This window comes from Rahnella sp. RFA10(1/100), from assembly GCF_004195115.1.
GTDB classification, from domain to species: domain Bacteria; phylum Pseudomonadota; class Gammaproteobacteria; order Enterobacterales; family Enterobacteriaceae; genus Rahnella; species Rahnella perminowiae.
Genome location: NZ_SEWR01000011.1, coordinates 11,867 through 23,334 on the forward strand (window position 1 = coordinate 11,867; position 11,468 = coordinate 23,334).

General features: G+C 51.5%; 9 protein-coding genes. 5 read left to right on the forward strand and 4 right to left on the reverse strand.

From position 1 onward, the window contains the following. Window positions 1-5: 5 nt before the first annotated feature. The gene (gene glnL, locus ETV65_RS22400; protein WP_013577653.1) at window positions 6-1,055 is read right to left on the reverse strand and encodes a nitrogen regulation protein NR(II); all 1,050 of its coding nucleotides are present in this window, start codon (window positions 1,053-1,055) and stop codon (window positions 6-8) included. A gap of 253 nt (window positions 1,056-1,308) precedes the next feature. Continuing rightward, the gene (gene glnA / locus ETV65_RS22405; protein ID WP_129955249.1) at window positions 1,309-2,718 is read right to left on the reverse strand and encodes a glutamate--ammonia ligase; all 1,410 of its coding nucleotides are present in this window, start codon (window positions 2,716-2,718) and stop codon (window positions 1,309-1,311) included. Window positions 2,719-3,189: 471 nt separating this feature from the next. Here glnA and typA point away from each other — a divergent pair, with 471 nt between their 5' ends. From typA to fabY, 5 genes are all read left to right on the forward strand, one after another. Then, on the forward strand, window positions 3,190-5,013 hold the full coding sequence (gene typA / locus ETV65_RS22410; RefSeq protein WP_129955250.1) for a ribosome-dependent GTPase TypA: 1,824 nt from the start codon (window positions 3,190-3,192) through the stop codon (window positions 5,011-5,013). Window positions 5,014-5,176: 163 nt separating this feature from the next. Continuing rightward, window positions 5,177-5,764, forward strand: a complete 588-nt coding sequence (gene yihX, locus ETV65_RS22415; RefSeq protein ID WP_129955251.1) for a glucose-1-phosphatase — start codon at window positions 5,177-5,179, stop codon at window positions 5,762-5,764. Window positions 5,765-5,775: 11 nt separating this feature from the next. Next, window positions 5,776-6,645: a virulence factor BrkB family protein gene (locus tag ETV65_RS22420; protein ID WP_129955252.1), complete on the forward strand. Its 870-nt coding sequence runs from the start codon at window positions 5,776-5,778 to the stop codon at window positions 6,643-6,645. 18 nt (window positions 6,646-6,663) lie between these two features. Continuing rightward, window positions 6,664-7,101, forward strand: a complete 438-nt coding sequence (dtd, locus tag ETV65_RS22425) for a D-aminoacyl-tRNA deacylase (RefSeq protein WP_129955253.1) — start codon at window positions 6,664-6,666, stop codon at window positions 7,099-7,101. A gap of 33 nt (window positions 7,102-7,134) precedes the next feature. After that, complete coding sequence (fabY, locus tag ETV65_RS22430; RefSeq protein WP_129955254.1) at window positions 7,135-8,067, forward strand: fatty acid biosynthesis protein FabY; 933 nt, start codon at window positions 7,135-7,137, stop codon at window positions 8,065-8,067. A gap of 66 nt (window positions 8,068-8,133) precedes the next feature. On the opposite strand, the gene ETV65_RS22435 is transcribed toward fabY, so the two are convergent. After that, entirely contained in the window at window positions 8,134-9,828 is a 1,695-nt protein-coding gene (locus tag ETV65_RS22435; protein WP_129955255.1) for an AsmA family protein, read from the reverse strand. Window positions 9,829-9,982: 154 nt separating this feature from the next. After that, on the reverse strand, window positions 9,983-11,374 hold the full coding sequence (locus ETV65_RS22440; RefSeq protein ID WP_129955256.1) for a uracil-xanthine permease family protein: 1,392 nt from the start codon (window positions 11,372-11,374) through the stop codon (window positions 9,983-9,985). Between the last annotated feature and the right edge of the window lie 94 nt (window positions 11,375-11,468).

An 11,468-nucleotide genomic window follows, 5' to 3' on the forward strand; every position in this document is an offset into this window, starting at 1 on the left:
GAACCTCACTGGCGAATAGGCAGGAATACCGAGAATTCGGTATGTCCTGGCCAACTGTTAAATTCAACTTTACCCGAATGCTGATCAATCAAACTGCGCGCGATGGACAGGCCCAAACCGGTGCCTCCTTCGCGGCCACTGACCATGGGGTAAAAAAGGGTGTCCTGCAAATGCGCCGGTACGCCGGGGCCGTCATCTTCGATATCGATACGGGCCACCAGGCGATAACGCACGCCGTGTAACGTAATCTGGAAAGCAGTACGTGTGCGCAATGTAATTGTGCCGCCTTCCTCCCCCAGCGCCTGCAAGGCGTTACGGGTAATATTCAATAAAATTTGTTCTATCTGATCAGGGTCATGCGCCAGTTCCGGCAGGCTCGGGTCATAGTCCCGCACCAGTTGAACGTTATCTGGCTTTTCCATCGACACCAGTTGGCAAACACGTTCCGCAACCTGATGAATACTTTGTGTCACATGCTGACTCGGACGTTGCGGACCCAGCAATCTGTCGACCAGATTACGCAGACGGTCAGCCTGCTCAATAATGACTTTGGTGTATTCCAGCAAGGCCGGATCAGGCAGTGCCCTGGATAAAAGTTGCGCTGCACCACGCAGACCGCCAAGCGGATTTTTAATTTCATGTGCCAGACCGCGGATCAAATCACGCGCGGCAACTTGTTGAGCGTGCTGTAATTGTTCCTGGCTCAGACGGCGTTGATTATCCATCGGTGCCAGTTCTACCAGAATAAAACCTTCCGGCAGCATCTGAGCAGTCAGTGACAACACATGTGCCCTGCCATCCACGACCAGTGTCACTTCACTGTCTGTAAAGCCCTGTCCGGCTGTCAGACTTTCACGCATTAATTCGATGTTCAGCGAAAAATATCCCACCAGTTCTGGCAAAGGAGTGCCAAAAAGCTTTCGTGAACTTTGCGCCAGTAACTGCTGAGCGGCCGGATTGGCATAATGCACAGCCAATTCGTCGTCTAACAGCAGAACGCTGTTGATAAGTGAATTCAGGATCTGCCCAGCATCGGGCAGCTTGCCAGTTGCCATACCGCAGTCTCCCGCACCTGATTGGTGCATTTTATCTCGTTACCCGGCGAAATCACGGGCCAGAGGGGTTAAGCAGGAAAGAGTGTGGAGAAAAAAGCCCATCCGGAGATGGGCTGAAAGTTTCCACGGCAACAAATATAAATCGTCTGACTTAATTTTGACGCTGAAGGGGTTATTAACACAGCCTTCAGTCGGGTATTACACTCAGTGCCTGCTATAAGACGGGCACTGAGTTCAGGGTCTCATTCGGAAATTAGACGCTGTAGTACAGTTCGAACTCAACCGGATGCGGAGTCATACGCACGCGGTCCATTTCTTCTTTACGCAGACCGATGTAAGCATCGATAGCATCATCTGTGAACACGCCGCCACGGGTCAGGAACTCGCGGTCATCGTTCAATGCATTGAGGGCTTCTTCCAGTGAACCTGCAACTTTTGGAATTTCTGCTTCTTCTTCCGGTGGCAGGTCATACAGGTTTTTGTCCATCGCATCACCAGGGTGGATCTTGTTGATGATACCGTCCAGGCCAGCCATCATCAGTGCAGCAAACGCCAGGTATGGGTTAGCCGCTGGATCAGGGAAGCGTGCTTCGATACGCATTGCTTTAGGCGTTGATACGTGTGGAATACGGATGGATGCAGAACGGTTACGCGCAGAGTAAGCCAGCATTACTGGCGCTTCATAGCCCGGGACCAAACGTTTGTAAGAGTTAGTGGTCGGGTTAGCGTAGGCGTTGATCGCTTTAGCGTGCTTGATGATACCGCCGATGTAGAACAGTGCCATTTCAGACAGGCCGCCGTATTTGTCGCCAGAGAACAGGTTGTTACCGTTCTTCGACAGGGACATGTGGCAGTGCATACCGGAACCGTTATCGCCAAACATTGGTTTTGGCATGAAGGTCGCCGTTTTGCCAAACGCGTGAGCCACATTGTGCACCACGTATTTGTAGATTTGGATTTCGTCGGCTTTTTTGGTCAGGGTATTGAAGCGGGTTGCCACTTCGTTCTGACCCGCGGTGGCGACTTCATGGTGGTGAGCTTCAACAACCAGACCCATTTCTTCCATGGTCAGACACATGGTAGAACGCAGATCCTGAGAAGAGTCGACCGGAGGAACCGGGAAGTAACCGCCTTTTACTGCAGGGCGGTGGCCTTTGTTGCCGCCTTCGTATTTGGTGCTTGAGTTCCATGCGCCTTCGATATCATCGATAGCGACGTGAGAACCGGAGATGCTGCTGCCAAAGCGCACATCATCAAACAGGAAGAATTCTGGTTCTGGCCCGAACAGTACGGTGTCCGCGATACCGGAAGAGCGCAGGAAATCTTCTGCACGTTTTGCGGTAGAGCGTGGGTCGCGGTCATAACCTTGCAGCGTGGTTGGCTCAAGGATATCGCAACGAATGATCAGGGTAGTTTCTTCGTAGAATGGGTCAAGAACAGCAGTGCTCGCATCTGGCATCAGAACCATGTCAGATTCGTTAATGCCTTTCCAGCCACCGATTGAAGAGCCATCAAACATTTTGCCTTCTTCGAAGAAGTCAGCGCTAACCTGGTGCGCAGGAATGGTGACGTGCTGCTCTTTGCCTTTGGTATCAGTGAAACGTAAATCTACGAATTTCACTTCATGCTCATTCAGCATCGTCAAAACGTGTTCAGCGGACATACTAGTTCTCCCGAATTTCTCATTATCGTCGTGGAACGAATAACCATTTTTGGTCTTTAGTTGGAAATAACAGCCTTACTGGAACTGGCGTGTAGGCTGAACAGCGCTATTATTTGTCTGGTCAGGTCCTTCACCCTGTAAAAAATTTTTTACCCTAAAAAACTTTTACTCTAAAAACTATTAGCGAAAACTGTGCCAACTTTGAGAAAATGCAAACAACGCCATTTTACAGGGCTTTTGCACTCGATAAGTATGCACCATAACGGAATTCATGCACTAAAATGGTGCTGATTGCGAGAGGCAAGGCACCAAAAGGGTGCGTCATAATGGTTCAGTGGTCTTTTTGCACCGTGAAAGGGATCACAAAGTAACCATCCATAAGTTGTTTCAACAAGATCCTTGTGATCTTGTTTAGAACCTCGCTTAATACGTGTACAATAGCGCGCTATTTCTAATGCCTGAGGCAAAGCTGTGATCGAAAATTTGCGTAACATCGCCATTATTGCCCACGTTGACCATGGTAAAACCACCCTGGTCGACAAGCTGCTGCAACAATCCGGTACTTTCGGAGAACGTGCAGAAGCTACCGAACGCGTAATGGACTCCAACGATTTGGAGAAAGAGCGTGGGATTACCATCCTCGCAAAAAACACCGCCATTAATTGGAAAGACTACCGCATCAACATCGTGGATACCCCAGGACACGCCGACTTCGGCGGTGAGGTTGAGCGTGTGATGTCAATGGTTGACTCGGTGCTGCTGGTTGTGGATGCAATGGATGGCCCAATGCCGCAAACCCGTTTCGTGACCAAAAAAGCCTTCGCTAATGGTCTGAAACCGATCGTGGTAATCAACAAAGTTGACCGCCCTGGCGCGCGTCCTGACTGGGTTGTTGATCAGGTCTTCGACCTGTTCGTCAACCTGGACGCAACCGACGAACAACTCGATTTCCCAATCATCTATGCATCTGCACTGATGGGTATCGCGGGTAACGACCATAACGATATGGCCGAAGACATGACCCCGCTGTACCAGGCGATCGTTGACCACGTATCTCCACCACAAGTTGAGATGGATGCACCATTCCAGATGCAAATCTCTCAGCTGGACTACAACAACTATGTTGGCGTCATCGGCATCGGCCGTATCAAACGCGGTACTGTTAAGCCTAACCAACAAATCACTGTCATCGACAGCGAAGGCAAAACCCGTAACGGTAAAGTGGGTAAAGTTCTGACCCATATGGGTCTTGAGCGTATCGAAGCAACCGTTGCTGAAGCGGGCGATATCATCGCAATCACCGGCCTGGGCGAACTGAACATCTCCGACACTATCTGTGACCCGGCGAATGTTGAAGCTCTGCCAGCGCTGAGCGTTGATGAACCAACCGTAACCATGTACTTCAACGTAAACACCTCTCCGTTCTGTGGTAAAGAAGGTAAGTATGTGACTTCACGTCAGATCCTTGACCGTCTGAACAAAGAACTGGTGCACAACGTTGCATTGCGTGTTGAAGAAACTGAAGATGCTGATGCATTCCGCGTTTCAGGCCGTGGTGAACTTCACCTGTCGGTTCTGATCGAAAACATGCGTCGTGAAGGTTTCGAGCTGGCGGTTTCCCGTCCTAAAGTTATCAACCGTAAAATCGATGGCCGCATGCAAGAGCCATTCGAAAACGTGACACTGGATATCGAAGAGCAGCACCAGGGTTCTGTGATGCAGGCCATGGGGGAGCGTAAAGGCGATGTCAAGGACATGATCCCTGACGGTAAAGGGCGTATCCGTCTTGATTACCTGATCCCTGCACGCGGCCTGATCGGCTTCCGTACTGAATTCATGACCATGACTTCAGGTACCGGTCTGCTGTACTCCACGTTCAGTCATTACGATGACGTTCGTCCGGGCGAAATCGGCCAGCGTCAGAATGGCGTGCTGATCTCTAACGGTCAGGGTAAAGCGGTTGCGTTTGCTCTGTTCGGTCTGCAAGATCGCGGCAAGTTGTTCCTGGGTCATGGTGCAGAAGTGTATGAAGGCCAGATCATCGGTATTCACTCACGTTCTAACGACCTGACTGTCAACTGCCTGACCGGTAAGAAACTGACCAACATGCGTGCGTCCGGTACTGACGAAGCAACGACATTGGTTCCTGCTATCAAAATGTCTCTGGAGCAAGCTCTGGAATTCATTGATGATGACGAACTGGTCGAAGTGACTCCTCTGTCTGTGCGTATCCGTAAACGTCACCTGACCGAGAATGATCGTAAACGTGCAATGCGTGGTCCTAAAGAAGGTTAATCTTCTTTAACGCTTGTCGTTACACAGAAACAGGGTGCCCTCGGGAACCCTGTTTTTTTTTGGCATTTTTCTAACGCAGAGATAAACACCGCAACTCTGTCACTGTTCAGCTGTATGTTTTACCGCTAAAGTTAAAAGTCATCTTTGAAATCAGGAGCGTGCAATGCTGTACATTTTTGATATGGGAAACGTCATTATTGATATTGATTTCAAACGTGTCCTTGGCGTGTGGAGCCATCTCAGCGGAACGCCGCTGGCCACGCTGACCGAGCGGTTCAAAATGGGAGAGGTGTTCCAGAAGCACGAGCGGGGTGAAATCAGCGACGAGCAGTTTGCTGCCGATCTGTGCAATGAAATGGGCATTGCGCTCAGCTTCGAGCAGTTCAGTGCGGGCTGGCATGCCGTTTTCGTTGACCTCCGTCCTGACGTTATCACGTTATTCCAGAAGCTGCGCAAAGAAGGTCATCGCGTTGTCGTGCTTTCTAATACCAACCGCTTGCATCTGGATTTCTGGCCACATCATTATCCTGAAATCGAAGCGAATACTGATGCGATGTACCTCTCGCAAAATCTGGGTATGCGCAAACCTGAGCCTGAAATTTTCCGGCACGTTCTGGAGAAAGAAGGGTTCTCCGCCGATCAGGCTGTGTTCTTTGATGATGTTGCTGAAAATATCGAAGCCGCCCGGACGGTTGGCATTGAGGCTGTATGGGTGGAAGATAACCAGACGGTACCGAAATATTTTTCCTAAAGGATGTAAGGATGCAGAAAAGGGCACTGAGCCACTACCCAAAATCGTTGTGGAAATTTACACGCCTGCTCTTAAAGCGTTCGGATAAAGATGGCCTGACGCTTCTTGCGGGCCATCTGGCCTATGTCTCTTTGCTTTCACTGGTTCCGCTGATCGCCGTAGTATTTTCGCTGTTTGCGTTATTCCCGGTATTTTCAGATATCAGTGCTCAGCTGAAAACCTTCATCTTTTCTAACTTTATGCCAGCGACCGGTAATACCATCCAGCGTTATCTCGAACAGTTTGTGGCCAACTCCAGCAAAATGACGGCCGTGGGCACCTGCGGATTAATCGTTACCGCATTACTTCTGATAGCCTCCGTAGACAGCGTGCTGAACAAAATCTGGGACAGCAAAACTACACGTCCGATTGTGTTCTCCTTTGCGGTGTACTGGATGGTATTAACGCTCGGACCCATTTTGCTGGTAGCCAGCGTGGCTGTCAGCTCGTATCTGCTTTCCCTGAACTGGCTGAACATCAGCGGTGTACATTCGGTGATCGACCACGCGCTGCGCATTCTGCCTTTACTGATCTCCTGGGTAACATTCTGGCTGCTGTATCAGGTGGTACCAACAGTCAGAGTGCCGGCAAAAGATGCGCTGATAGGCGCGCTGGTCTCCGGTGCATTATTCGAGTTGAGTAAAAAAATCTTCACCTTATACATTCAGCTTTTCCCGTCGTATCAGTTGATTTACGGTGTACTGGCTGTGATCCCGATTTTATTTCTCTGGGTCTATGTCAGCTGGTGTATCGTACTTCTCGGGGCGGAAATTACCGTCACGCTGGGTGAGTTTCGTTCTCTGCGAAAATTGCAATCTGCTCAATATGTGGCAGAAGAATAATCAGTCCGAAGGATTTTTATGATTGCGTTAATTCAGCGGGTATTGAATGCCAGCGTTACGGTTGATGGAGAAATCTGCGGCCAGATAGGGCCGGGTTTACTGGTTTTACTGGGCGTCGAACAGGGTGATGATGAACAAAAAGCCAAACGCCTTTGTGAACGGGTGATCGGGTACCGGATCTTCGGTGACGAAAATGACAAGATGAATCTGAATGTGCAGCAGGCTGGCGGCAGCCTGCTGGTGGTGTCGCAGTTCACGCTGGCGGCAGACACACAAAAAGGCATGCGTCCGGGATTCTCTCGCGGGGCTGAACCACAAGAAGCCGACCGGTTATATCAATATTTTTGCGGGCAATGCCGGGAAAAGGGCGTTGTTACCGAAACCGGACGCTTTGCTGCGGACATGAAAGTGGCACTGGTGAACGACGGACCGGTGACCTTCTGGCTACAAGTCTGATCGATAAGGCATAACGCCGGAGAGAAAGCATCTATGTATCATCTGAGAGTACCGACGACTGAAAAAGAACTGGCCGCCTATTATCGGTTCCGCTGGGAAATGCTGCGTAAACCGTTGCACCAGCCGGAGGGTTCAGAACGGGACGCCTACGATTCCATTGCACATCACCAGATGGTGGTTGATGAAGACGGCGATCCGGTGGCGGTTGGCCGTTTATACATCAATGCTGATAACGAAGCCTCTATCCGCTTTCTGGCGGTTGATCCAAATGTTCAGGACAAAGGGTTGGGAACGCTGGTCGCGATGACCCTGGAGTCTGTGGCGCGTCAGGAAGGGGTAAAACGTGTGGTCTGTAGCGCCCGTGAAGATGCTGTGGATTTCTTTGCCAAACTGGGCTTTATGAATCAGGGCGAAATCACCACGCCGCAAACAACGCCGGTTCGCCATTTTCTGATGATTAAACCCATCGAAACGCTGGATGATATTTTGCATCGCCCCGACTGGTGCGGCCAGCTGCAACAGGCCTGGTATGATCATATCCCGCTCAGTGAAAAAATGGGCGTGCGTATCAGTCAGTACACCGGCCAGCGATTTGTCACCACGATGCCGGAAACGGGCAACCAGAATCCGCACCATACGTTGTTTGCGGGCAGTCTATTTTCGCTGGCAACGCTGACCGGCTGGGGGCTGATTTGGTTGCTGCTGCGCGAACGTCATCTGGGCGGCACCATTGTGCTGGCTGATGCACACATTCGTTACAGCATGCCGGTGACCGGCAGGCCGCGTGCCGTGGCTGACCTGGGTTCTGTTCGCGGTGATCTCGACCGTCTGGCTCGCGGGCGTAAAGCGCGCGTGCAGCTCGAAGTGAATTTATATGGCGATGAGATCGACGGCGCAGTGTTTGAAGGCACCTATCTCGTGCTGCCCGCCGCGCCCGGCGCACCGCTGGAGCCTGAGATTAACTGACCGGTTCCGCGCAAACAAAAGGCACCGCATTGCGGTGCCTTTTTATATTTACGGTTCTGATCAGAACTAAGGGGCTGCGGACGCGGGTGCACCGGAAACCAATCCGTTCACCATCCTCTGTTCAATTGTCTGGCTGCCGTTTATCTGCAATGTACCGCTGAGCGTCGGTTTGTAATCAACGTTTGCCGGCATTTGTCCTTGCAGATTCAGCTGCATATTGGCATTACCTTCCAGTGCAACATGTGGCCATCCCCAGTTTTCCAGCTGATTTGCCGGTACGGAGCGACCGGTCATTTTCATAGAGAAATGACGCTGTGGCTGCTGATCAACCGTCGCGCTGGCTTCCAGCAATCCCTCTTTGGTAAAGGCACTCAGCTCTGAAATATTCACCTGTCGGTCGTTCGCCTCCAGCGTGATGGAAGGGCGACGCACGTCATTGCGGTTAAACGTTGCTTCGCTGGCATTCAGATTCAGTTTACCGCTCCAGATCCCCCATTGATGATTACGCGCCAGCAGCAGGTTATTGCCAAGGCCATCAAGCGCGGTCAGCTGGAAGGGGAACTGCGGATTGATATCAATAATCAGGTTCCGGTTAGCAATAAACCGGCTGATAAAGACTTCAGATAGCGAATCTGGCAGCGCCTGGTTCCAGAGTTGTTTCCAGTTCTCCGGCAGTGTGTATTCCAGGCCCGCAACGGAAACCTCATCAAGCTGCAGACGTTTGTTGGCGCGCAGCCAGTTACCGGTCGTGCGCAATAAACTGCGCTCCCAGCGCGCCGTGGCTTGTTTGATAGCGATACCCTGCGGCGAAAGGTCGAGGCTAATGATCGGATCCTGAATATGCAGATTCCCATCAATCATATCGGTCGCATTCAGGGTGATTTCACCCTCGTCGCTTTGCCAGTCGCCTTTTTCGAGCGTCAGATCCTGCACGGATAAATCAACGTCACTGAATGCCCAGTCCGTTCCCTGCAAACGGGCATCAATCAGATCAAGGCGTTGAATAGTCACTTTTGGCAGGGTCTGGAAGTCATCGAAGAAAGCGGAAAGCGGTTTTGAAGTTTGCAGGCGCACATTGCTCAGACGCAGGTTTTCAATGTTCCAGCTACCGTCGGCGGCCTGTGTGGCTTTGCCCGTTAACTGACCGCGGGCCAGATCGCCGCCAAAATTACTCAGCGTCAGATTTTTATGATCGATATTGCCCTGAATCAGCACATTTTCGGTTGCCAGCCCGTTGACCGTCAGGCCGGCAGCGCTCAGCTGAAAGTCAGCCTTATCCCCTAATAGTTGACTGGATTTTGGCTGCCACGGCGAAATACCGGCGTTAATTTGCTGGCCCTGAATGTCTAAGCCCGCGGCATTGCCGGTAAGCGCCATCTTGCTCAGTTGCAAAGTATTGGCCTGCAACGGCAATCTGATTGAGGAGGGACTGACGTTGAGGCGTCCGTTGACCAAAACGACGCGATCGAAAAAGCGCGGTTCGGTGATTTGCCGCCAGCTTAAATCCAGATCAACTTCACCGGCATTCAGCACTTCCGGTTGATTCTTCTGCCCGAAAATCACATGGGTTAACGTCACGCGACCCGGCGACGACCAGTTATGGTCGAGTTTCTCCACGGAAAGACGATACTCGCTGTTATTGCTGACCCAGCGGCTGACCCAGCCAGCCGCCCAGCGGGTTTGTAATAGGACGTACACCAGCACGATCGCCAGCACCAGAAGTAAGGCGAACGTCAGCAAAATTTTACCGATAAATCTCATCGTCTGGAGCCCTGTAACGGGAAAGTGGAAAAAAGATTCTTTGTTTATGCCGCAAACAGCGACTTTTCTCAACAGGTTAGCAGAACGGAGGCAATAAAAAACGGCAGGGGTTCCAGACCCACTGCCGCTGTTGCACACAGATTACATCCCGTGATCACTTTTCGTGAGGGAAAACCAGATTCAGAACAATCGCAGTAATACCGCCCGCCGCAATGCCAGAAGACAGAAGGGTTTTCAGCCAGTCTGGCGCGAATTGCAGGATCAGCGGCTGCTGTGAAACCCCCATGCCGACGGCGAGAGAAAGCGCCATGATCATAATCGCGCGGCGATTCAGACGCTCACGGGAAACAATACGCACACCTGAAGCGGCAATAGTACCGAACATCACGATGGTGGCACCGCCCAGCACCGGTTCAGGAATATGCTGCACAAATCCTGCAACGGCAGGGAACAGCCCGAGGATAATCAACATCAGCGCGACCACAAAACCAACATAACGGCTGGCAACGCCGGTCAGTTGAATGACGCCGTTGTTTTGTCCGAAGCAGGAGTTCGGGAAGGTGTTAAATACTGCAGAAAGCATTGAGTTCAGACCATTGGCCAGCACGCCACCTTTTATGCGCTTCATATACAGCGGGCCGCTGACCGGTTGTTCAGAAACGTCTGAAGTGGCCGTAATATCCCCGATGGTTTCCAGTGATGTCACCATGAAAATCAGCATCAGCGGGATCAGCAGATTCCAGTCAAAACCCAGACCGTAATACAACGGTGTCGGTAATGTTATCCAGTTGCTTTGTGTGGCTGGCGCGACGGTTGGCAACATGCCCGTCATCCAGGCTACCAGATAACCCACGGCCATCGCGATAACCAGAGACGCGACACGCAGATAAGGGTTGCGCTGACGGTTTAGCAGGATAATCACCACCAGCACAACGGCAGCCAGCAGCAGATTTTTCGGTGCCCCAAAAGTGTGATCGCTCATGGCCGCATAACCGCCACCGATAGACGTCAGACCGACCTGAATGAGTGACAGCCCGATAATCATCACCACAATGCCGGAAACCAGCGGCGTAATAATGCGGCGCGCGAGATGCAGGAAACGGGAAAGAATGATTTCGGTACAGGAAGCCAGCATCAGCGTACCGAACAGCGCCGCCATCATGGTCGGCACATCCGCACCGCCATTTTTCAGCGCCATCCCGCCCATGATAAGCGGTGCCACAAAGTTAAAGCTGGTGCCCTGAATAGAGAGTAAACCCGAGCCGACCGGTCCCCAGGTCTTAATCTGTAAAATAGAGGCCAGACCGGAGGCGAACAGCGACATGCTGATGATGTGCTGCGTATCCTGTGCAGGTAAACCCAGCGCCTGACAAATCAGCAATGCGGGTGTTATTACCGCAACAAACATCGCCAGCAAGTGCTGACAGGCGGCGAATAATGTCTGTGGTAATGGCGGACGGTCCTCGAGCCGGTAAATCAGTTCACTTTTTTGCTGGCGGGAGAGATCGGGTTGCTGTGTTTCTTGTTCTGCGGTTTGCGAACTCATGCTGTGGCATTCCAATAAGCGGCAAAGCGGGCATTTTTATAGAAATCAGCGACAAAAGCAATCGTTTGCTAAGCGGGATTTTCCGCAGCAGGTT

Coding starts and splice junctions, on each gene's coding strand:
- fabY (WP_129955254.1), top strand. CDS start 7,135: ATGTATCATCTGAGAGTACCGACGACTGAAAAAGAACTGGCCGCCTAT.
- ETV65_RS22440 (WP_129955256.1), bottom strand. CDS start 11,374: ATGAGTTCGCAAACCGCAGAACAAGAAACACAGCAACCCGATCTCTCC.
- glnL (WP_013577653.1), bottom strand. CDS start 1,055: ATGGCAACTGGCAAGCTGCCCGATGCTGGGCAGATCCTGAATTCACTT.
- dtd (WP_129955253.1), top strand. CDS start 6,664: ATGATTGCGTTAATTCAGCGGGTATTGAATGCCAGCGTTACGGTTGAT.
- ETV65_RS22435 (WP_129955255.1), bottom strand. CDS start 9,828: ATGAGATTTATCGGTAAAATTTTGCTGACGTTCGCCTTACTTCTGGTG.
- glnA (WP_129955249.1), bottom strand. CDS start 2,718: ATGTCCGCTGAACACGTTTTGACGATGCTGAATGAGCATGAAGTGAAA.
- ETV65_RS22420 (WP_129955252.1), top strand. CDS start 5,776: ATGCAGAAAAGGGCACTGAGCCACTACCCAAAATCGTTGTGGAAATTT.
- yihX (WP_129955251.1), top strand. CDS start 5,177: ATGCTGTACATTTTTGATATGGGAAACGTCATTATTGATATTGATTTC.